Below are 20,392 nucleotides of genomic sequence, written 5' to 3' on the forward strand. Positions count from 1 at the left end.
GTACTGTGTCCACAAACCTGGAGACACGACCATGGCATACCCGGACATCGTCCCGCGCCCGACCTGGCAGGCGGCGCGCGACGAACTGCTCAAGGCGGAGAAGGAACTGACCCGCGCGCACGATGCGCTCAACGCGCGACGACGGCGCCTGCCGATGACCGAGATCACGCGCGACTACGTGTTCGCCTCGACCACGCGCTCCGACCTGCATCTGGTCGACCTGTTCGAGGGCCGCGACCAGCTCATCGTCTATCACAACATGCTCACCGAGCGCCACATCTGCCCGGGCTGCTCCTTCTTCAGCGACAACCTGATGAACGACTTCTCGCACCTGCATGCGCGCGACACGAACTTCGTGATGGTGGCGCGCGCGGGCGTGGCGCGCATCGAGGCGGTCAAGGCGAGGCTGGGCTGGACCTTTCCCTGGGTGTCGTGCGAAGGCACGACCTTCCACGAGGACTTCGTGACCGCGCAGGACAACGCGGCCTTCGGCCTGTCGGTGTTCATGCGCCAGGGCCCGCGCGTGTTCCAGACCTGGTTCACCTCGGGCCGCGGGGTCGAGGAGGCCAGCAACACCTTCAACCTGCTCGACCTCACGCCCTGGGGCCGGCAGGAAAGCTGGGAGGTCTCGCCGCCCGGCTGGCCCCAGGACCCGACCTACAGCTGGCAGCGGCTGCACGACGAGTACCCGGCGCCGAGCGCAACGCCCTGACACGGCGCTTTTCGTTCAGCGTTGGAAATAACCGACACCACGACCCATCGCGCGGCGCTAACTTTGGCGCCCATGAGTCAAAGAATCTGGGATATCTCCCCCCCCGTGTACGAGGGCGCGCCGGTCTTTCCCGGCGACACGCCCTACCGCCAGCGCTGGGCCGCGCGCATCGGCCCGGGCTGCCCGGTCAACGTGAGCGAGATCGGCCTGTCGCCGCATGTCGGCGCGCATGCCGACGCCCCGCTGCACTACGACCCCGAGGGCGCCACCATCGGCGAGGTCGAGCTCGCGCCCTACCTGGGCCGCTGCCGCGTGATCCATGCGATCGCCCGGGGCCCGCTGATCGAATGGGCGCATCTCGAACACGCGCTGGCCGACCTGCCGCCGCGCGTGCTGGTGCGCACCTATGCGCGCGCACCGGTCGACCACTGGGACGGCGCCCTCGCCGCCTACGCGCCCGCCACCATCGAGCGCCTGGCCGCGCTGGGCGTGACGCTGGTGGGCATCGACACCGCCAGCATCGACCCGGCCGACAGCAAGACGCTCGACAGCCACCAGGTGATCCGCCGGCTCGACCTGCGCGTGCTCGAGAACCTCGTGCTCGACGCGGTGCCCGAGGGCGACTACGAACTCATCGCGCTGCCGCTCAAGCTGGTCAGCGCCGATGCATCTCCCGTGCGCGCAGTCCTGCGCAGCCTCTGAACCCATGAAAACCTCCATGACCCTCGACGACTGCCGCGCCCTCGACCGCGCCGACCCGCTGCGCGACCTGCGCGCCCAATTCACGCTGCCTGCCGACGTGATCTACCTCGACGGCAACTCGCTGGGCGTGCTGCCCGCGGCCGCCCCCGCGCGCATCGCGGCGGTGGTGGCCGAGGAATGGGGCCAGGGCCTGATCCGCTCCTGGAACAGCGCCAGCTGGTTCGACCTGCCGCAGCGCCTGGGCGACAAGCTGGCCCGGCTGATCGGCGCCGCGCCGGGCGAAGCGGTGTGCACCGACAGCACCTCGATCAACCTCTACAAGGTGCTGTTCGCCGCCATGAGCCAGGTGCTCGAGTACGGCGACGAAGCGCGCCGCACCGTGGTCAGCGAACGCAGCAACTTCCCGACCGACCTCTACATCGCCGAGTCGCTGTGCCGCGAACGCGGCTTCACGCTGCGCCTGATCGACAGCGTCGATGCGCTGCCCGCCGCGCTGACCTCCGAGGTCGCGGTGCTGATGCTCACGCACGTCAACTACCGCACCGGCGCGATGCACGACATGAAGGCCGTCACGGCCGCCGCGCACGCGGTGGGCGCGCTGACCGTCTGGGACCTGGCGCACAGCGCGGGCGCGGTGCCGGTCGCGCTCAACGACAGCGATGCCGACTACGCGATCGGCTGCGGCTACAAGTACTTGAACGGCGGCCCGGGCGCGCCGGCCTTCGTGTGGGTCCACACGCGGCACGCGGGCCGCTTCGAGCAGCCGCTGTCGGGCTGGTGGGGCCATGCCGCGCCCTTCGAGTTCACGCCCCACTACCGGCCCGCGCCGGGCGTGGGCCGCTACCTGTGCGGCACGCAGCCCATCGTGAGCCTTTCGGCGCTCGAATGCGGCCTCGACACCGTGCTGGCCGCCGAAGCCTTCGACGGCGAGGCGGGCGCGATGTCGGCGCTGCGCAGCAAGTCGCTGGCGCTGACCGATGCCTTCATCGCGCTGGTCGAGGCGCGCTGCCCCGGCCGCTTCACGCTGGTCACGCCGCGCGCGCATGCACAGCGCGGCTCGCAGGTCTGCCTGGCGCTGCAGGACGCCAGCAGCGCCAGCGCCTATGCGATCGTGCAGGCCCTGATCGCGCACGGCGTGATCGGCGACTTCCGCGCCGGCGACGCCCAGGTGCCCGACATCCTGCGCTTCGGCTTCACGCCGCTGTACCTGCGCTTCGAGGACGTGTGGCAGTCGGTCGAGCACCTGGTTCAGGTGCTCGAGCAGGACGAGTGGCAGCGCCCAGAATTCAACCAGAAGAACGCGGTGACCTGATGACGAAGGGCACCGAAAAGATCGTTCAAGAGGAAAAGGCGCAGCTGGATTTCAGCGCCTCGATGAGCTACGGCGACTACCTGCACCTCGACGAGATCCTGGGCGCGCAGCATCCGCTCTCGCCCGCGCACGACGAGATGCTGTTCATCGTGCAGCACCAGACCAGCGAGCTGTGGATGAAGCTCATGCTGCACGAGCTCAACGCCGCCACCCGCTGCATCGCCACCGAGCAGCTGGCCGATGCCTTCAAGATGCTGGCGCGCGTGAGCCGGATCATGGAGCAGCTGGTCAGCGCCTGGACCGTGCTCTCGACCATGACGCCGCCCGAGTACACAGCGATGCGGCCCTACCTCGCGAACTCCAGCGGCTTCCAGAGCGCGCAGTACCGCTGCATCGAGTTCGCGCTGGGCAACAAGAACGCCGCCATGCTCAAGCCGCACGCCCACCGCGCCGACCTGCTGGCCCAGGTCGATGCGGCCTACCGCGCGCCCTCGCTCTACGACGAGTCGCTGCGCCTGCTGGCGCGGCGCGGCCTGCCGGTGCCGGCCGACCGCCTGGAACGCGACTGGACCCAGCCCTACGAGGCCAGCGACGGCGTCGAGGCCGCCTGGCTCACGGTCTACCGCGCACCGCACGATCACTGGGACCTCTACCAGCTGGGCGAGAAGCTCACCGACCTCGAAGACGCCTTCCGCCTCTGGCGCTTCCGCCACGTGACCACGGTCGAGCGCGTGATCGGCTTCAAGCGCGGCACCGGCGGCACCGGTGGCGTGAGCTATCTGCGCAAGATGCTCGACGTGGTGCTGTTTCCGGAGATCTGGCGCCTGCGCACGGAGCTGTGATCAACGCCATCGCGGCTCACGCGTCCTTCGCCTTGTCCTGGTAACGCGCCAGTTCCTGCTCGATCTGCTCGATGGTCGGCAGGCTCGTCTGCAGCTCCTTCGGCAGCGATTCGACCAGCTGGTATTCGGCAATGCCGATGGGCTTGTGGGAGTCACGCAGCGCATATTCGGCGACCACGCGATTTTTCGTCTTGCACAGGAGCAAGCCGATGGTCGCGGCATCCTGCTTCGATTTGAGTTGCGCGTCGACCGCTGTCAAATAGAAGCCGAGTTGGCCGGCATGCTCGGGCTTGAAGGCACCCGCTTTCAATTCGATGACCACGTAGCAGTGCAGCTTCAGGTGATAGAAAAGAAGATCGATGAAGAAATCATCGCCGCCGACTTCGATGGGAACCTGTCGCCCGACGTATGCAAAACCAGCGCCCAGCTCCAGCAGAAAACGGGAGATGTGTTCGACCAACGCGGCCTCGATCTCGCGTTCCCCTGCTTCCTGGCCAATGCCCAGAAAATCGAAGACATAGGGATCCTTGAGCGCCTGCAGCGCGAGGTCCGAGCGTGGTGCTGGCAGGCGTTCAGAGAAGTTGGTCACGGCCTTCCCTTCCCGCTCCAGAAGCCGCGTTTCAATATGGACATTCAGCGCGTTGCGCGACCAGCCCTGCGCGATCGCTCGCTGTGCGTAGGCCAGGCGCAGCGGCGTCGTCTTGAGCTTGCTCAGCAATACGAGGTTGTGTCCCCAGGGCAAATGTCCAACAGCCTGTTGGACGATTTCCTCATCGGGCCATGCCTCGGCGAAAGCGCGCATGTACAAGAGGTTGGCGCGAGAGAACCCCTTCATCTCGGGAAAGGCCGTGCGCAGATCGTGGGCCAGCCGCTCGATCACCTTGGCGCCCCACCCTTGACTGGCCTGCTGCGCGAGGATGTCCCGTCCAATCTGCCAGTACAGCGCGACCAGTTCGCGGTTGGCGGCGGTTGCCGCACGCTGCCGGGCGCCCTGGACACGCGACTTCAGCTCAGCGAGCCATTCGGCGTAGCCGTCGGGCACATCCGTGAGCGAAGGAGGTCCTGAGCTGTTCATTGACACCGGATCCTGTGGCAGACATGGGGCTGGCGTAAGCACCCACGCAGCGCCGCAGAGAACTATTGACCGCTCCGAAATAGGGTGGGCATGGATTGCCCCCTCCGTACAAAACGCTACAGTTTTGCAACACACGGAGGTGCCTGCCATGAACGACATCCGGTTCACGTCCGACGAGCGCGTCGCGCTGCGCGCCCACGGCATCGTGCTGTTCGCCGAGCGCGTGATCTTCGACGCGCAGCCGCCGATGCCAGCCTCGCAGATCGCGGCCGTGCAGGCGCTGTGCGCCGGGCCGCTGCCCGAGGCGCTGCTCGCGCTGTGGCAGCAGACGGCCGGCGGCCGGCTCGACTACGACCTGACGCTGGAGATGAACGGCAACATCGAGGCCGTGAGCTGGTCCGAGCTGTTCTGGAACGGCAGCGACGGCTACCGCGACCTGCAGGGCTGGATCGTGCACGAGCAGGAACTGGCCGAGGAAGCGGCCGAGGACGGCGGCCCGCCCTGGCAGGGCACGCTCGCGCTGCTGCCCTTCGGCGGCTTCGAGTACTGCGACCGGATCTACGCGGTGGTCGAGCCCGGCGCCGACTACGGCCGGATCGTGGCCTGGAAGCAGGGCCTGCCGCCGGCGTGGACCCATGCGCTGCACGAGGACGGCCTGAGCGTGGTGGCCGCCGACCTGCCGGCCGCCTTCGCGGCGCTGCACCTCGACGACGACCCGCTGGCACCCACCAGCGACTACTTCTCGGGCCAGACCCTGCTGGCCTACCTCGACGACCGGCACCAGGACCACGGCCTCGACCTGGACTTGATGGACAAGCTGGTGGCCTTCTACCGACTGGCCATGCACGACTGGCGTACGCCGCTGGCCGAGGGCACGCTGCGCCACCAGCCGGCCCTCGCGCGCGCCGCCCTGCGCCATGCGGTGGCCACCGACGATGCCGCGTTGATCGTGGAACTGGCCGCGGCGGGCGTGCGCTTCGAAGGACCGCAGCAGGGCAGCGCGCTGGCGACCGACGTCGCGCTGGCGCACGGCGCCTTCGTGGCCGCCGCGGCGCTGGTGCGCGCGGGCGCCCCGGTGGCGGCCGATGCGCTGCGCAACATCGACGGCCAGATCGGCCCCGAACTCACGGCCGCCCTGCTGGCCAACGGCGCCGAGCCCGACGTCGAGGCCATCGTCCAGTGCGCGGCCTGCGGCGCGCCCGCGAGCGCCCACCTGATCGCGGAGGCCTGCAGCGGCATCGGCATCGACGTGCAGACGGCCTTCGACGCCGACCGCGCTGCCAAGCTGCAAGAACTCGAGAGCGCGCTCGCGCAGCTGGCCGACGGCCACCATGGCCACTACCTGGGCCGCGAAGGCTTGGCCCAACGCATCGAGCGCCTGCAGGGCTTCAGGCTCTGAGGCGCCGCGGGCTCAGCCCCCGTACAGCCACGGCTGGTCGAGCAGCTTCGCCCCCAGCAGCCGCATCGCCATGTCGCGGCCGAAGCGCACCGGCCCGGTGGCGTGGAAGACCTCACCGTTGCGCCGCGCCCGGGCCTGCACCTGCGCATTGCGCTGCCAGCGGGCCTCGGCATAGCGCGCCAAGGCGACCGGGACCTGCGCGCTCTGCGCGCCCGCCAGCACCTCGGCCAGCGCCAGCGCGTCCTCGATCGCCATGCCCGCGCCCTGCGCCATGTAGGGCAGCATGGGATGGGCGGCGTCGCCCAGCAGCGCGATGCGCTCGCCGGCCATCTGCTGCGGACCGCTCAGGGGCGCGCGGTCGCTGAGCGTCCAGCCGCGCCAGGTGGGCGCGGCTTCGAGCAAGGCCTGCAGCGCGGGGCCGCAGCGGCCCGTGGCGCGCTGCAGCGCGGCCAGGCTGGTGGCCTGGTCCCAGTCGCGCGCATCGCCGGCCGGCGCGGACTCGGCCAGCACCACCAGGTTGAGCGCCTCGCCGCGGCGCACCGGGTAAGCCACCGCATGCAGCCGCGCGCCCAGCCACACGCGCACCTGGGTGCTGCGCAGCGCGGCCGGCAGCGCGGCCTGTTCGAGCACCGTGCGCCAGGCCGTGTGGCCGGTGACATGCGGCGGCTCCGAGGCCTCCACCACCTTGGGCCGCACCGTGCTCCAAAGGCCGTCGGCACCGACCAGCGCATCGCCCTCCCAGGCGCGCGCGTCGGCCGTGCCGACCGCCACGGCGTCGTCGCAGACCTCGACCTGGGTGATGCGCGCGTCGGTGTTCAACACCACCGCCTCGTGCGCGCCCGCGGCGGCCTGCAGCAGCGCATGCAGGTCGGCCCGGTGCACGCAGCAGTACGGGGCGCCGTAGCGCCGCTGCATGGCCTCGCCCAGCGGCAAGCGCGCGAGTTCGGCATCGTCGTCGGCCGCGCGCACCACCAGCGCCTCGGGCCGGGCCGCGATGCCGTCGAGTGCGTCGGCCAGGCCCAGGGCCTGCAGCCGGCGGGTGGCGTTGGGTCCGAGCTGGATGCCGGCACCGACTTCGCCGAAGGCCGGCGCCTGCTCGAGCACTTCGATGCGATGGCCGGCGCGCGCCAGCGCCAGTGCACCCGCCAGGCCGCCGATGCCGCCGCCCGCGATCAGGAGCTGCAGGGGCATGCCGTCAGGGGGCGGCGCGTTGGGCGGAGGGGGAAGACTTGTCGCCGGGGGTGGCGCAGCTGCCGCAGCTGTCGCACGAACCGCAGCCCGAACTCTTGGCCAGCGAGGCCGCCAAGGCCTCGGCGCGCTGCGCATCGACCAGCCCGGCCTTGTGCGAGCCGGCGGCCACGCGCGTGGCCGCCGCGCGGCGCCAGGCGGCGGGCATCCAGCGCCAGACCGCGTAAAACGCGGCGAAGGCGACGATCAATCCAACGATCAGGTTCTGTGTCATGTTGTGCTCAACCCCAGCCCAGTGCGAGCGCGATGCGGTAGGTGACGAAGCAGGCCGCGTAGGCCAGCGCGAACAGGTAGCCTGCCATGATCCAGACGTACTTCCAGGCATTGGTCTCGCGTTTCACCGCGGCCAGTGTGGAAATGCATTGCGGTGCGAACACGTACCAGACCAGCAGCGACAGCGCGGTGGCCAGCGACCAGCTGCCCGTAATCAGCGGCTCGAGCGCCGTGGCCGCGGCGTCGCCGGTGGCCGACAGCGCGTACACCGTGCCCAGCGCGCCCACCGCGACCTCGCGCGCCGCCATGCCGGGCACCAGCGCGATCGAGATCTGCCAGTTGAAGCCGATGGGCGCGAAGATGTGCTCCAGCCCGCGGCCGATGATGCCGGCCAGGCTGTACTGGATGGCCGGTCCGGTCGCGCCCTCGGGCGGCGAAGGGAAAGTGGACAGGAACCACAGCAGGATCGTCAGCGTGAGGATGATGGTGCCCACGCGCTGGATGAAGATCCAGGCGCGCTCGTACAAGCCCAGCGCCAGGTTGCGCAGGTTGGGCCAGCGGTAGGCCGGCAGCTCCATCAGCAGCGGCGAATGCGAGCTGTTGTCGCGGAAGCGCTTCATCACCCAGGCCACGGCCATCGCCGAGACGATGCCGAACACATAGAGCGCGAACAGCACGATGCCCTGCAGGTTGAACACGCCCGCCACCGTGCGCGCCGGGATGAAGGCCGCGATCAAGAGCGCATACACCGGCAGCCGCGCCGAGCAGGTCATGAGCGGCGCGATCATGATGGTGGTGAGCCGGTCGCGCCAGTTGCTGATGGTGCGCGTGGCCATCACGCCGGGAATGGCGCAGGCGAAGCTCGACAGCAGCGGGATGAAGGAGCGACCCGACAGGCCGACCGTGCCCATCACCCGGTCGAGCAGGAAGGCAGCGCGCGGCAGGTAGCCCGAATCTTCGAGCGCGAGGATGAACAGGAACAGGATCAGGATCTGCGGCAGGAACACGATCACGCCGCCCACGCCGGCCACGATGCCGTCGACCAGCAGGCTCTGCAGCAGGCCCTCGGGCACGACGGTCTTGACCGCCTCGCCCACCCATTCGGTGGCCGCCTTGATCGCGTCCATCGGCACGTTGGCCCAGCTGAACACCGCCTGGAACATCAGGAACAGCGTGACGGCCAGCACCGCCATGCCCCACAGCGGATGCAGCACCACGCGGTCGATGCGGTCGCTGGTGGCGAGGCTGCCGACCGGCTCGGTCACAGCCAGGCCGAGGATGCGCCGGACCTCGCGCTGGGTGGCGAGCACGTCGTCGAGCGCGGGCGCGACCCAGGGCGCGGCCACGGCGGCGGCGACCACGGGCGCGTCGAGCGCGGCCAGCAGGTCTTTCGCGCCGCCGGTGTGCACGCCCACGGTCTCGATCACCGGCATGCCGAGCTCGCGCGACAGCACGGCCACGTCGACCACGATGCCCTGCTTCCTGGCCATGTCGGTCATGTTGAGCGCCATCACCATCGGCAGGCCCAGCTTCTTGGCCTCCAGCACCAGCCGCAGGTTCAAGCGCAAATTGGTGGCGTCGGTCACGCTGACCAACAGGTCGGGCGGCAGCTCCTTGCTGCGGCCGGTCACGACGTCGCGCGTCACGGCCTCGTCGGCCGACAGCGCGTTGAGGCTGTAGGCACCGGGCAGGTCGAGCACAAAGACCCGGCGGCCGGCGGCGGTGAGCAGCACGCCCTCTTTGCGCTCGACCGTGACGCCGGCGTAGTTGGCCACCTTCTGGCGGCTACCGGTCAGCAGGTTGAACAGCGCGGTCTTGCCGCAGTTCGGGTTGCCCAGCAGCGCGACGCGTTCGGGCGGCGCCGCCGAAGCCTTGGCCGCGCCGGGGCGGAAATCGATGGTGGCTTCAACCATGGTTCGCCGCGCCTCGGGTCACGTGGATGAAGGCGGCCTCGTGGCGGCGCAGCGCGAAGGTGGTGTGGCCCAGCCGCACCGCGATCGGCTCGCGGCCCGGCACGCCGGAGGCGACGATGCGCACCGCCTCGCCGGGCACGAAGCCGATCTCGGTCAGGCGCAGCACAAGCTCGCGGTCTTCCGCGCTGTCGGGCCGGGCCACGTCGAGCACGGTGGCCCATTGGTTGTCGGGAAGCTGGTCCAGACGCAGCGCGGCCGGGGCCGGCGCAGCGTCGATGTGGTTGTTTGGCACGGTGAGAGGCACCCGAGGCTCGGGCGCGCCATGAAGCGAAGCCTCAATGCTAGCAATTCTCACTCGCGACGGACAGACCGTGGTCAAACAACGCAGCCGCCAGCTGCGCGAAGGCTTAGTTCAAGCCGAGCATGCCGCGCAGCTTCGACAGGTCTTCGGCCAGCGTGTTCACACGCCCGGCCAGCAGCTTGCGGTCCCGCTCGGTGAGCTTCGAGTAGGTCTCGAAGCCGCCGTCCGCGCTGCGGTACTTGGCCAGCGTGTCGAACACCGTCTTGAAGTTGGCGTCGGTCTTGTCCGAGAAGCTCTTGTTGTCCTTGACGATCAGCGGGCGCAGCAGCTCCACGATCTTGTAGGCGCCTTCGAAGTTGGCCTGGAAGTCCCACAGGTCGGTGTGGCTGTAGCGGTTCTCCTCGCCCGAGATCTTGGTCGCGGCCACTTCTTCCATCAGCACCGCGGCGCCGCCCACCACCTTCTCGGGCGGGAAGGTCAGGGCCACCAGGCGCTTCTGCAGCTCGAGCACGTCGGCCAGCAGCTTGTCGGCGGTCTTGTTGACCTCCTTGGTGCTCTTCTGCACCCACAGTGCGTACTCGATGCGGTGGAAGCCGCCGAAGGCCGGGTCCTTCTCGGCCTTCTCGTGGTCGTCGGCGCGCGAGTCGATGGCGCTGTCGAGGTCGCTGAAGAGTTCGGCGATGGGCTCGATCTTCTCGTAGCTGGTGCGCGTGGGCGCATAGAGCTTCTTGGCCTTCTCGATGTCACCGGCCTTCACCGCGGCCGTGAAGGCACGCGTGTCGGTCGCCAGCTTGCGCACGTTCTCGGCCACGTAGATCTTGTAGTCGGCGATGGGCGCGACCAGTTCGAGCGGTGACACGGCGGCCAGCGAACCGGCGGCGTACAGGCCGGCGGCACCGGCAACGAGGGTGGCGAGGAAGCGACGACGGAAGTGCACGGACATGGGTCTCCTTGAAGAATGGCTGCGTGAAAAAAACGAGTGGATGACGCGGCCGCCTAGGCCTGCATCAAGGTCCGGCCGAGCCAGTCGCGCGCGTCGCGCACGCCGGGCAGCGTGAAGAAGAAGCCACCGCCGATGGGCTTGATGTATTCCTCCAGCGGCTCGCCGTCGAGGCGCTTCTGCACCGCGATGAAGCCCTTTTCCAGGTCGGCCTGGTAGCAGATGAACAGCAGGCCCATCTCGAGCTGGCCCGACTTGGTGACGCCGTTGGAGTAGTTGAAGGGGCGGCGCAGCATCAGGTTGGCGTCCGAGGCGCGCGTGCGCGGGTTGGCCAGGCGGATGTGGGCGTCCATCGGCGTGACCTTGCCTTCGGGGTCCTTCGTGTAGTCGGGCACGTCGTGCTCGGTGCGGCCGCCGTCGAGCGGCGCGCCGGTGGGCTTGACCCGGCCCATGATCAGTTCCTGCTCCTGCAGCGGCGTGCGGTCCCAGCGCTCGACGAAGTTGCGGATGATGCGCACCGCCTGGTAGGTGCCGTCGACGGCCCAGGCCGGCTCGCCCTTGTCGTCGGAGCCGATCCACACCAGCTTGTCCATCAGCGGCGCATCGCCTCCGTCGGGGTTGGCCGAGCCGTCGCGAAAGCCCAGGAAGTTGCGCGCGCTCTCGGCCGGCTGGCCGGCCACCGCGGGAATCGGCGGCACCGAGCCTTCCTGCTTCCAGTGCAGCACCAGCAGGTCGGGCGTGTTCTTGATGATGTCGCGCAATGCGTGGATGTTGGTGTCGGGCGTGTTGGCGCAGAACTGCAGCGACAGGTCGCCGTGGCACAGCGCGGCGTCGAGCGCGTCGTTGGGATGGCGCTGCATCTGGGTCAGCCGCAGCGGCTTGTGCCTGGCCAGGCCGAAGCGCTCGTCGAACAGGGAATGACCCACCGACACGGTGATGGTCAGCGCATCGGGCTGCACCACCGGGCCCAGGATGCCCGAGCCCGCGGGCGGCAGCTTGGGGTCGAGGTCGGGCTGGGCGCCGCCCTGGGTCAGGAAGGCGATGCGCGCGGTCAAGGTGCGGAACAGGCGTTCGAGGTCGGCGCGGTTCTCGGCCAGCACGAAGAAGGACGCGACCATGCCGGCGGTCGGCCGCGGCGTGACGATGCCGGCCTGGTGGCGACCGGTGAAGGGCACGCGGTCCTGCGTGTGGGTGCTCTGCGGCGCGTCGGTCACCTGGGCGCCGGCACCGGGGCCCTCGGGCGGGCCGGACGGGGCAGGTGCAGCGGCGCGCGCGGCCGACAGGCCGGCCAGCGCGGCACCGGCGGCGCCCAGGCCACCGAGCATGCGGCGGCGTTCGGGCGAGGCGGGTTGAACGGGATCGGGGGTGAGAGGGTTCTTGTCTTTCATGTCGTCGTCGGGCGTTCAGTCCAGTCCGAGGGCCGCATTGACCTGGCCGAGGGCATCGGCCAGCGCGCGCACGGGTTCGGCCAGTGCCTTGCGCTGGGCCTCGTCGAGGGGCGCGGGCTTGAAGCCCTCGCCGTCGCGGTAGGGCGAGAGCGCGGTGGCGAAGGCCTCGAAGCGCTGGTCGAGGGTCTTCTGCAGTTCAGGCGCCGCCTTGGTCAGCAGCGGGGACAGCAGCTCGGCGATCTTGCGGGTGCCGTCGAACGTGCCCTGCAGGTTCACCAGTTCGCCGTGCCCGTAGTGGTCTTCCCCGCCGGCCGGCAGGTTGTCGGCCACCCGCCGCAGCAGCTTGGCGGCCGAGGCGGCCAGGCGTTCGGGCGGGATGGCCAGCGCGCGCATCCGGGTCTTGAGCGTCTCGACGTCGGTCTGCAGCTGCGCGGCCACGGGCAGCGCGGCCTGGGCATCGTTCTTCGCGAACAGCAGGTACTCGATCCGATGGAAACCGGTGAAGCCCGGATCGGCCTCGCGCTGCTCGAAATAGTCGGCGCGCGCATTGAGGCGCGTGTCGAGGTCGGAGAACAGTTCGGCCATCGGCTCGATCCGCTTGTAGGCCTGGTGCGCGGGTGCGTAGAGCGTGCGCGCCTGGGCCAGGTCGCCGGCCTTGAGCGCGTCCACCAGCGCCTGCGTGGCGTCTTCCAGCGTGCCGGACTCGAGCGCCAGGAACACGCGGTACTCGGCCAGCGCGCCCACGTAGTTGACCAGCGAGGGCCGCGCGGCTTCCGCATCGGACTCGGCCGAGGGCGTGACGTGCAGCTTGCCGCGCGGGTTGCTCAGCAGGCCGCAGGTGATGTCGTAGGTGCCGGGGTGCAGCTTGACCGTCATGGTCTGCGAGAAGCCGGGCGCGATGTTCTCGCGCTCCTCGACCACCATCACGCCATCGAGGATCTCCCACTCGAGCGCGCGCTTCGACTGGTTGACGATGGTGAAGGTGGTGCGGCCCGCGGGCACCGTGATGTCGTTGGGCTCGCAGGCGTTGCCCTGGATGGTCACCGTGACCGCATGGTCCGAGGCCTTGGGCGGCGCCTGGCGCGCCACGCCCGAGGCGTACCAGAAGGCCGCAAGGCCGGCGACCACCAGCAGCGCCGAGGCGCCGACGGCGACACGCATCAGCGTGGAAGAAGAGGAAGAGGAGGAAGAAGGATCTTTGGGAGAGGCGGAAGACATCGTGATCTCAGCGGGCCGCGACCGTGCCCGACACCGGGGCCGCCGGTCGGAAGAAAAGGAAGAGCGAGACGAGCAGGAAGGCCAGGTAGGCGATCACCTCGCCCGTCACCGGTGCCGCCTGATAGCCCAGCAGGCCCGACAACACGGCACCGACCGGGCTGTCCATCGGCAGCGCTTCGCTCATGTCAAAGACCACCGCCTGCAGGTGGTTCCAGACGCCGCCTTCGTGCAGCTTGCGCAGCACGCCGGCCAGCAGCCCGGCCGCGACCAGCAGGATGAAGACGCCGGTGTAGCGGAAGAAGCGCCGCAGGTCGAGCCGCACGCCGCCGGCGTAGAGCCCGTAGCCCAGCACCACCGACACCGCGATGCCGGCCAGCGCGCCCACGGGCGCCTCCCAGCCACTGCTCTGCTGGAAGATCGCGAGCAGGAAGAACACCGACTCCAGCCCTTCGCGCGCCACGGCCAGGAAGACCATGCCGATCAGCGCCCAGGCCTGGCCGCCGTTCTCCTGCGCCAGCGCGCGGTCGATCGAGGCATGCAACTGCCCCTTGATCGAGCGCGCGGCCTTGCGCATCCAGAACACCATCGAGGTCAGCATGACCACGGCGATCAGCCCGACCACGCCTTCGAACAGCTCCTGCTGCTTCTGCGGGAACTCGGCCGCCACCAGCTGCAGGCCGGCGCCCACGAACAGCGACAGGGCGGCGGCAAGCAGCACCCCGACCCAGACAGCCGGCATCAACCGGCCGCGGCCGCTCTGCTGAAGGTAACTGGCAACGATGCCGACGATGAGCGCGGCTTCGATGCCTTCGCGCAACATGATGAGAAAGGGGATGAGCATCGGGGTCGAGAAAAGTCGAGCCCCGCCCGGCACCGGAACGGTGCGCGCAGCGCGGGACACCCTCCGAGCTTAGCCGATCAAATACGAAAAGTTCTCATTTGACCGGAATGGCCCCAGGTGAATGGAGGGGCACACCGCGTCAGTTGCAGCTCAGCGGCCCCGTGCATGGGGCCGTGGCCGGATCAGGCCGCCAGCAGCTGCCGCAGCACGAACGGCAGGATGCCCCCGTGCTTGTAGTAGTCGACCTCGATCGGCGTGTCGATGCGCAGGCGCACCGTGGCTTCCTGGTGGGTGCCGTCGGGGCGGTGCACCACCAGCTTGACGTCCATCTGGGGCTTGAGGTCGCCTTCGATCACCACGTCGATCTTCTCGTGGCCGGTCAGGCCCAGGCTCTGCCACGAATCGGCGCCGCGGAACTGCAGCGGCAGCACGCCCATGCCGACCAGGTTGGCGCGGTGGATGCGCTCGAAGCTGCGCGCCACCACGGCCTTGATGCCCAGCAGCTGCGTGCCCTTGGCAGCCCAGTCGCGCGAGGAGCCGGTGCCGTACTCCTCGCCGCCGAAGACCACGGTGGGCACTTCCTGTTCGATGTACTTCATCGCGGCGTCGTAGATGAACATCTTCTCGTTGCCCGGCTGGAACAGCGTGAGGCCGCCCTCTTCCTGCGTGCCCTTCTCGTCGGGCGGCAGCATCAGGTTCTTGATGCGCACGTTGGCAAAAGTGCCGCGCATCATGATCTCGTGGTTGCCGCGGCGCGAGCCGTAGCTGTTGAAGTCGGCCTTGGGCACGCCGTGCGCCTTGAGCCAGACGCCCGCGGGCGAGCTTTCCTTGATCGAGCCGGCCGGCGAGATGTGATCGGTGGTGATCGAGTCGCCGAACAGCGCCATCACGCGCGCGCCCGAGAAGCCGGGGTTGGTGGCCGCAGGCTTCATCTTGAAGCCCTCGAAGAAGGGCGGCTCGGCGATGTAGGTCGAGGTGGGCCAGTCGTAGACCTGGCCGGTGGTGCCCTTGATGCTGCTCCAGAACTTGCCTGGATCGGTCTTGACCTTGTCGTAGTTCGCGCGGAAGGCCTTGGCGTTCATCGCGAAGCGCAGGTTGGCGTCGATCTCCTGCGGCGTGGGCCAGATGTCGCCCAGGTAGACGTCCTTGCCGTGCTTGCCCTTGCCCACGGGCTCGGTCATGAGGTCGGTCATCACGTTGCCCGCGATCGCGAAAGCCACCACCAGCGGCGGCGAGGCCAGGAAGTTGGCCTTGAGGTTCGGATGGATGCGCGCCTCGAAGTTGCGGTTGCCCGACAGCACCGCGGCCGCCACCAGGTTGTTGTCGGTGATGACCTCGTTGATCTCGGCCGTCAGGTCACCGGCGTTGCCGATGCAGGTGGTGCAGCCGTAGCCCGCGAGGTAGAAGCCCAGCTGCTCCAGGTAGGGCAGCAGGCCGGCCTTCTCCAGGTACTCGGTCACGATGCGCGAGCCGGGGGCGAGCGAGGTCTTGACGTGCGGCTTGACCGTGAGGCCGGCTTCCACCGCCTTCTTGGCAAGCAGGCCGGCGGCGAGCATCACGCTCGGGTTCGACGTGTTGGTGCAGGAGGTGATGGCGGCGATCAGCACGTCGCCGTTGCCGATGGTGACCGCGCCCTTGGGCGCGACCGGCGCCGTGGCGCTCACGTGCGCGGCGGCCTTGGTCGAACGGTTGGCCACCATCTCGACCACCTGGCGCGGTGCGCCGGCCGCCGGTGCCGGCGCCTCGCTGTCGTCGCTCTGGCCGTTCTTCGCGAGCGGGTAGCGGATCTTGAGCTTGTCGGCCGGCTGGTTGAAGCCGTTGGCGTCGTTGGGCTTGCTGTAGAGCTCGGAGAACTTGGTCGACAGGTGGCCCAGGTCGATGCGGTCCTGCGGGCGCTTGGGGCCGGCCAGGCTGGGCGATACCGTGCCCAGGTCCAGGCGCACGACCTTGGTGTAATTGAGTTCGCCCGGCGCCGGCATGCCGAACAGGCCCTGGGCCTTGTAGTAGGCCTCGAAGCGCTCGATTTCCTTGTCGGTGCGGCCGGTGCCCTTGAAGTAGGCGACCGTCATCTCATCGACCGGGAAGAAGCCCATGGTCGCGCCGTACTCGGGCGCCATGTTGCCGATGGTGGCGCGGTCGGGCACCGCGATCGATGCCGCGCCCGGGCCGAAGAACTCGACGAACTTGCCCACCACCTTCTCGGTGCGCAGGATGGCGGTCACGTAGAGCACCAGGTCGGTGGCGGTCACGCCTTCGCGCAGCTTGCCGGTGAGCTCGAAGCCCACCACGTCGGGCGTCAGCATGTAGACCGGCTGGCCCAGCATCGCGGCCTCGGCCTCGATGCCGCCCACGCCCCAGCCGACCACGCCGATGCCATTGATCATGGTGGTGTGGCTGTCGGTGCCGACCAGCGAGTCGGGGTACCAGGTCGGCACCTTGGCATCGTCGTCGGCCGCCTTGTAGACGCCGCGCGCGAAGTACTCGAGGTTCACCTGGTGCACGATGCCGAAGCCCGGCGGCACGACGCCGAAGGTGTCGAAGGCCTGCATGCCCCACTTCATGAACTGGTAGCGCTCGTTGTTGCGCTGGAACTCCAGCTTCATGTTCAGGTCGAGGGCCTTGGGCGTGCCGTAGTAGTCGACCATCACCGAGTGGTCGACCACCAGGTCGACCGGCACCAGCGGCTCGATGGTCTTGGGCGACTTGCCCAGCTTGGCGGCCACGCTGCGCATGGCGGCCAGGTCGGCCAGCAAGGGCACGCCGGTGAAGTCCTGCAGCACCACGCGGGTGACGACGAAGGGGATCTCCTCGGTGCGCTCGGCGTTGGGCTGCCAGTTGGCGAGCTGTTCGACGTTCTCCACGCCGACCTTCTGGCCGTCGCAGTTGCGCAGCACCGACTCGAGCACGATCCGGATCGAGACCGGCAGCTTGTCGATGTTCGGGTACTGCTTCGCGAGCTCCTTCAGTGACCAGTACTTGCCGGCCCCTCCCGACGCCGTCTTGAATGTCTTGAGCGCGGATGCGAAGGGGTGTGCCGGGACCTTGGCCATTGAAAACTCCTGTGATTCGTGGAAGCACCTCAAGGATAGCGAGGAACGAAGTCAGTGGCTGTAGTCGGTCTTCTCCACCGCGGCCTTTGAGCGGCGGGGCGGCCCGGCCGCGCGGCGGCGGCACGGGCCCCGCGACCCAACGGGGGGTGCGCGGGATGTGCACGAATTTCACAGTCAAAGTCGCCTGCGGTGCGCGAATTCAACAAGCCCAAATCGAAGTATTGAATACAGTCTTCTCCAATGGAAATCATTTGATGACAGATCAAAAAAAATAAATGAAATCCATCGGCGGGCCCGGCCCGAAATGAGAAGAAACCGAAATTCAATTCCCGGAAACCACCCATGCTCGACCCCGCCGAACTCCGCTCCTTCTTTCCCTTGGTCGTCACGCCGAGCCACGACGGCAAGTTCTTCCAGAACTACGTCGTGTCGATGATGAACTTCACCGTCGAGGCCGAGCGCGCGGGCATGCGCCTGCAGGCCCTGCTCCACCAGGGCGAAAGCCTGGTCACGCGTGCGCGCAACAATTGCGTGGCGCAGTTCCTGGCCAATCCGCAATGGACCCATCTGTTCTGGATCGACGCCGACATCGGTTTTTCGGCGCAGGCCGCCTTCCGGCTGCTGCAGTCCGGCCACGACATCGCGGCCGGCGTGTACCCGCTCAAGCGGGAGGACTGGCCGGCCGAGGGGCTGGCCCAGGGCACGACGCGCCAGCAGTTCGAAGCCTTGTTCACGCGCTACACCATCAATTCCGAGGCGGCGCAAGGCCGTTCGGAGGTCGAACTCGACATCCAGCCCGACGGCTTCATGAAGGTGACCGAAGCGCCGACCGGCTTCATGGTGATCAAGCGCGGCGTCTTCGAGCGGCTGATGGCGAGCTACCCCGATCTGCGCTACGCGCCCGACGGCATCGGCGACATCGACCGAGGCCTGCACTACCGCTTCTTCGACGTGATGGTCGATCCGCAGACCCGGCGCTACCTCTCGGAAGACTACGGTTTCTGCCGGCTCTGGTCGGGGCTGGGCGAGCCGATCCATGTCGATGCCAACTCCAACCTCTCGCACCAGGGCGCCAAGCTTTACCGCGGCAACCTCGCCGACTCGCTGCTGAACTCGCTGCCCCATGCGGTGGGTGGCCCGGCGGGCGCCGCCATGGTGCTCAAGGGGCAGGAGCACCTGGCGCCGAACGCGCCGCCGCCCTAGTTCGGCACATGGCGCAGGCCGGTGGGCCTGGCGGCATTCCCATGCGCCGAGGCCCGCAAGCCCAGCCACTGCAGTTCCGCCAGCACCAGCACGACCGCGGCCTGGGCCAGCACCCAGGCCACCCCCAGGGCCGTAGGCGTGAACCCACCGCCCAGCAGCAGCGCGACGCAGCCCGCGGCCCAGGCCAGGTTGCCAACGATGACCAGGCCGATCAGCCGGCGCGGCGGCACCGGGCGCCGCGCCATCCAGGCCGCGAGTGCGGCGTAGGCCAGCAGGAACACGCCGGTGCCGCTGAGCAGCGGCGAGGGCAGGCCGGTCAGGCGGGCGAGCGTGTCGCCCAGGCCGAGCTGCAGCGCGCCGGTGGCGGCACAGGACAGCGCATCGGCCGCCATCACGCGGGGCAGGAAACGGGGGGAAGCGAAGATCGACATGGCGGAACTCCTTGCGGTGCGTAGAGAGAGGAGAAGTCACGCCGCAGGCCCTTCCCGCGGCGTCGGGTCGATGATTCCGCCCCGAGGTCACCGGGTCGATGACCTGGGAGGTCATGGCCGGCGCGCGCGGCGCCGCCAGAATCGATGCCATGAACCCATCCGCGCAGCCCTCGTCTTCCCTCGCCCCGGGCGCCCGCGAGCCCTTCGGCGCCCACCTGCGCCACTGGCGCCAGCGCCGGCACCTGAGCCAGCTCGACCTGGCGCACGAAGCCGAGGTCTCGACCCGCCACCTGAGCTACGTCGAGACCGGCCGCGCCGCGCCCAGCCGCGAGATGGTGCTGCGCCTGGCCGAGCGGCTGGGCGTGCCGCTGCGCGAGCGCAATGCACTGCTGGTGGCGGCCGGCTTCGCGCCCATGTACCGCCAGCGCGGGCTCGACGACCCCGCGCTGGCCGCCGCGCGCCAGGCGGTCGAGCTGGTGCTCAAGGGCCACGAGCCCTACCCGGCACTGGCCATCGATCGCCACTGGCAACTGGTCGCGGCCAACCGCATCGTCCCGCTGCTGATGGCGGGCGCCGCGCCCGAACTGCTGAAGCCGCCGATCAACGTGCTGCGCTTGAGCCTGCATCCGCAGGGTCTGGCGCCGCGCATCGCCAACCTTGCGCAGTGGCGCCAGCACCTGCTGGAGCGGCTGCAGCAGCAGGTCGCGGCCACCGGCGACGCCACCCTGCAGGCGCTGCACGACGAGCTGGCCGCCTACCCGGTGGCCGATGCCGGCCAGGCCGCGGCGTCCGCCGGCGGTGAGTTGGCGGGCGTGGTCGTGCCCTTCCAGCTGGCGACGCCGGCCGGCCTGCTGAGCTTCATCAGCACCACCACCATCTTCGGTACGCCGGTCGACGTGACGCTCCAGGAGCTGGCGGTCGAGTCCTTCTTCCCGGCCGATGCCGCCACCGCCGCCGCGCTGGCCCGCCTGGGGGCATGACAGCGGCCGTCGGCGCCGGCCCACACCAACACGCGGCATTGGTCCCGGCCGCGGCATCGACAGCCTCCGTATGTTGAGGCGCTTGTAGACAACTCCTCAGGCGCATCACCATGACAACGACCACCAACGACCATCAGAAACTCTGGGAACTGATCAAGGACACCCGCTTCGGCATGTTCGTGCACCGCCACCACGACGGCATGCTGCACAGCCATCCGCTGACCACCCAGAACAAGCAGCTCGACGAAGGCGCGACGCTCTACTTCTTCGTGCCCAAGGATGGCGAGATCGCGCGCAACCTGCCGGCCGACGACGCGGTGAACGTGGCCTATGCCAACACCGACAAGGACAGCTACGTCTCGGTGTCCGGCCACGCCGCACTGCTCGAGGACCCGGCGAAGAAGGAAGAGCTCTTCAACCCGATGGCCAAGGCCTGGTTCCCCGCTGGCGTGACCGACCCCAACCTGGGCCTGCTCGCCGTGCGCATCGGCCATGCCGAGTTCTGGGACGTGGACGACAGCAAGATGGTGCAGATCTTCAAGATGATGAAGGCCGCCGTCACCGGCGAGACGCCCAAGAATCTGGGCGAGCACAAGAGCCTCAACATCGGCTGATCGCCGCGCC

19 protein-coding genes are annotated in these 20,392 nt (G+C 69.0%); 8 read left to right on the forward strand and 11 right to left on the reverse strand.

What is annotated here, in order from left to right:
- Positions 1-31 precede the first annotated feature (31 nt).
- From A9977_RS14520 to kynA, 4 genes are all read left to right on the forward strand, one after another.
- Positions 32-712, forward strand: coding sequence for a DUF899 domain-containing protein (locus tag A9977_RS14520; RefSeq protein ID WP_183025565.1), 681 nt, complete (start codon positions 32-34; stop codon positions 710-712).
- A 72-nt stretch (positions 713-784) separates the two neighbouring features.
- Positions 785-1,414: an arylformamidase gene (gene kynB / locus A9977_RS14525; protein ID WP_183025566.1), complete on the forward strand. Its 630-nt coding sequence runs from the start codon at positions 785-787 to the stop codon at positions 1,412-1,414.
- A gap of 16 nt (positions 1,415-1,430) precedes the next feature.
- Positions 1,431-2,726, forward strand: a complete 1,296-nt coding sequence (gene kynU / locus A9977_RS14530) for a kynureninase (protein ID WP_259651977.1) — start codon at positions 1,431-1,433, stop codon at positions 2,724-2,726.
- Entirely contained in the window at positions 2,726-3,568 is an 843-nt protein-coding gene (gene kynA / locus A9977_RS14535) for a tryptophan 2,3-dioxygenase (RefSeq protein ID WP_183025568.1), read from the forward strand. Before kynU ends, kynA begins: the two co-directional genes overlap by 1 nt.
- A 16-nt stretch (positions 3,569-3,584) precedes the next feature.
- Here the strand turns inward: kynA and A9977_RS14540 are convergent, their stop codons facing one another.
- Positions 3,585-4,643: a YhcG family protein gene (locus tag A9977_RS14540; protein WP_183025569.1), complete on the reverse strand. Its 1,059-nt coding sequence runs from the start codon at positions 4,641-4,643 to the stop codon at positions 3,585-3,587.
- A gap of 148 nt (positions 4,644-4,791) precedes the next feature.
- Between A9977_RS14540 and A9977_RS14545 the strand changes: the two genes are divergently transcribed.
- Complete coding sequence (locus tag A9977_RS14545; protein WP_183025570.1) at positions 4,792-6,042, forward strand: SMI1/KNR4 family protein; 1,251 nt, start codon at positions 4,792-4,794, stop codon at positions 6,040-6,042.
- Between the two features lie 12 nt (positions 6,043-6,054).
- Here A9977_RS14545 and A9977_RS14550 read toward each other — a convergent pair whose 3' ends face one another.
- The 9 genes from A9977_RS14550 to A9977_RS14590 form a co-directional block, all read right to left on the reverse strand.
- Complete coding sequence (locus tag A9977_RS14550) at positions 6,055-7,233, reverse strand: FAD-dependent monooxygenase (protein ID WP_183025571.1); 1,179 nt, start codon at positions 7,231-7,233, stop codon at positions 6,055-6,057.
- Positions 7,234-7,237: 4 nt separating this feature from the next.
- Entirely contained in the window at positions 7,238-7,504 is a 267-nt protein-coding gene (locus tag A9977_RS14555; RefSeq protein WP_183025572.1) for a DUF6587 family protein, read from the reverse strand.
- Positions 7,505-7,511: 7 nt separating this feature from the next.
- Positions 7,512-9,416 carry a ferrous iron transporter B gene (locus A9977_RS14560; RefSeq protein WP_183025573.1) on the reverse strand — a complete coding sequence of 635 codons (1,905 nt, stop codon included), beginning with the start codon at positions 9,414-9,416 and terminating at the stop codon, positions 7,512-7,514.
- The gene (locus tag A9977_RS14565) at positions 9,409-9,708 is read right to left on the reverse strand and encodes a FeoA family protein (protein WP_310936138.1); all 300 of its coding nucleotides are present in this window, start codon (positions 9,706-9,708) and stop codon (positions 9,409-9,411) included. Before A9977_RS14565 ends, A9977_RS14560 begins: the two co-directional genes overlap by 8 nt.
- 115 nt (positions 9,709-9,823) lie before the next feature.
- On the reverse strand, positions 9,824-10,660 hold the full coding sequence (efeO, locus tag A9977_RS14570) for an iron uptake system protein EfeO (protein WP_183025575.1): 837 nt from the start codon (positions 10,658-10,660) through the stop codon (positions 9,824-9,826).
- A gap of 53 nt (positions 10,661-10,713) precedes the next feature.
- On the reverse strand, positions 10,714-12,045 hold the full coding sequence (gene efeB, locus A9977_RS14575; RefSeq protein ID WP_183025576.1) for an iron uptake transporter deferrochelatase/peroxidase subunit: 1,332 nt from the start codon (positions 12,043-12,045) through the stop codon (positions 10,714-10,716).
- A 15-nt stretch (positions 12,046-12,060) separates the two neighbouring features.
- Positions 12,061-13,263, reverse strand: coding sequence for an iron uptake system protein EfeO (gene efeO, locus A9977_RS14580; protein WP_183025577.1), 1,203 nt, complete (start codon positions 13,261-13,263; stop codon positions 12,061-12,063).
- A gap of 7 nt (positions 13,264-13,270) precedes the next feature.
- The gene (gene efeU / locus A9977_RS14585) at positions 13,271-14,104 is read right to left on the reverse strand and encodes an iron uptake transporter permease EfeU (protein WP_183025578.1); all 834 of its coding nucleotides are present in this window, start codon (positions 14,102-14,104) and stop codon (positions 13,271-13,273) included.
- 182 nt (positions 14,105-14,286) lie between these two features.
- Positions 14,287-17,154 (reverse strand): aconitate hydratase, encoded by a 2,868-nt coding sequence (locus tag A9977_RS14590; protein ID WP_183025579.1) that lies wholly within the window; start codon positions 17,152-17,154, stop codon positions 14,287-14,289.
- Between the two features lie 342 nt (positions 17,155-17,496).
- On the opposite strand from A9977_RS14590, the gene A9977_RS14595 reads away from it, so the two are divergent.
- Positions 17,497-18,357: a hypothetical protein gene (locus tag A9977_RS14595; RefSeq protein WP_183025580.1), complete on the forward strand. Its 861-nt coding sequence runs from the start codon at positions 17,497-17,499 to the stop codon at positions 18,355-18,357.
- Here A9977_RS14595 and A9977_RS14600 read toward each other — a convergent pair.
- Positions 18,354-18,788 carry a hypothetical protein gene (locus A9977_RS14600; protein ID WP_183025581.1) on the reverse strand — a complete coding sequence of 145 codons (435 nt, stop codon included), beginning with the start codon at positions 18,786-18,788 and terminating at the stop codon, positions 18,354-18,356. The two genes, A9977_RS14595 and A9977_RS14600, sit on opposite strands and share 4 nt — an antisense overlap.
- Before the next feature lie 149 nt (positions 18,789-18,937).
- On the opposite strand from A9977_RS14600, the gene A9977_RS14605 reads away from it, so the two are divergent.
- Together A9977_RS14605 and A9977_RS14610 are read left to right on the forward strand one after the other, a co-directional pair.
- A complete protein-coding gene (locus A9977_RS14605; RefSeq protein ID WP_183025582.1) occupies positions 18,938-19,768 on the forward strand; it encodes a helix-turn-helix domain-containing protein in 831 nt (276 codons plus the stop codon).
- Positions 19,769-19,878: 110 nt separating this feature from the next.
- Positions 19,879-20,382 (forward strand): pyridoxamine 5'-phosphate oxidase family protein, encoded by a 504-nt coding sequence (locus A9977_RS14610; RefSeq protein WP_183025583.1) that lies wholly within the window; start codon positions 19,879-19,881, stop codon positions 20,380-20,382.
- The last annotated feature ends 10 nt before the right edge of the window (positions 20,383-20,392 follow it).

It is taken from the genome of Variovorax sp. UMC13 (genome assembly GCF_014170375.1).
Classification (GTDB): Bacteria; Pseudomonadota; Gammaproteobacteria; order Burkholderiales; family Burkholderiaceae_C; genus Variovorax.

Bases quoted from the DNA above. Each gene is read 5' to 3' on its own strand.
- A9977_RS14520 (WP_183025565.1), top strand. From the start codon at position 32: ATGGCATACCCGGACATCGTCCCGCGCCCGACCTGGCAGGCGGCGCGC.
- kynB (WP_183025566.1), top strand. From the start codon at position 785: ATGAGTCAAAGAATCTGGGATATCTCCCCCCCCGTGTACGAGGGCGCG.
- kynU (WP_259651977.1), top strand. From the start codon at position 1,431: ATGACCCTCGACGACTGCCGCGCCCTCGACCGCGCCGACCCGCTGCGC.
- kynA (WP_183025568.1), top strand. From the start codon at position 2,726: ATGACGAAGGGCACCGAAAAGATCGTTCAAGAGGAAAAGGCGCAGCTG.
- A9977_RS14540 (WP_183025569.1), bottom strand. From the start codon at position 4,643: ATGAACAGCTCAGGACCTCCTTCGCTCACGGATGTGCCCGACGGCTAC.
- A9977_RS14545 (WP_183025570.1), top strand. From the start codon at position 4,792: ATGAACGACATCCGGTTCACGTCCGACGAGCGCGTCGCGCTGCGCGCC.
- A9977_RS14550 (WP_183025571.1), bottom strand. From the start codon at position 7,233: ATGCCCCTGCAGCTCCTGATCGCGGGCGGCGGCATCGGCGGCCTGGCG.
- A9977_RS14555 (WP_183025572.1), bottom strand. From the start codon at position 7,504: ATGACACAGAACCTGATCGTTGGATTGATCGTCGCCTTCGCCGCGTTT.
- A9977_RS14560 (WP_183025573.1), bottom strand. From the start codon at position 9,416: ATGGTTGAAGCCACCATCGATTTCCGCCCCGGCGCGGCCAAGGCTTCG.
- efeO (WP_183025575.1), bottom strand. From the start codon at position 10,660: ATGTCCGTGCACTTCCGTCGTCGCTTCCTCGCCACCCTCGTTGCCGGT.
- efeB (WP_183025576.1), bottom strand. From the start codon at position 12,045: ATGAAAGACAAGAACCCTCTCACCCCCGATCCCGTTCAACCCGCCTCG.
- efeO (WP_183025577.1), bottom strand. From the start codon at position 13,263: ATGTCTTCCGCCTCTCCCAAAGATCCTTCTTCCTCCTCTTCCTCTTCT.
- efeU (WP_183025578.1), bottom strand. From the start codon at position 14,104: ATGCTCATCCCCTTTCTCATCATGTTGCGCGAAGGCATCGAAGCCGCG.
- A9977_RS14590 (WP_183025579.1), bottom strand. From the start codon at position 17,154: ATGGCCAAGGTCCCGGCACACCCCTTCGCATCCGCGCTCAAGACATTC.
- A9977_RS14595 (WP_183025580.1), top strand. From the start codon at position 17,497: ATGCTCGACCCCGCCGAACTCCGCTCCTTCTTTCCCTTGGTCGTCACG.
- A9977_RS14600 (WP_183025581.1), bottom strand. From the start codon at position 18,788: ATGTCGATCTTCGCTTCCCCCCGTTTCCTGCCCCGCGTGATGGCGGCC.
- A9977_RS14605 (WP_183025582.1), top strand. From the start codon at position 18,938: ATGAACCCATCCGCGCAGCCCTCGTCTTCCCTCGCCCCGGGCGCCCGC.
- A9977_RS14610 (WP_183025583.1), top strand. From the start codon at position 19,879: ATGACAACGACCACCAACGACCATCAGAAACTCTGGGAACTGATCAAG.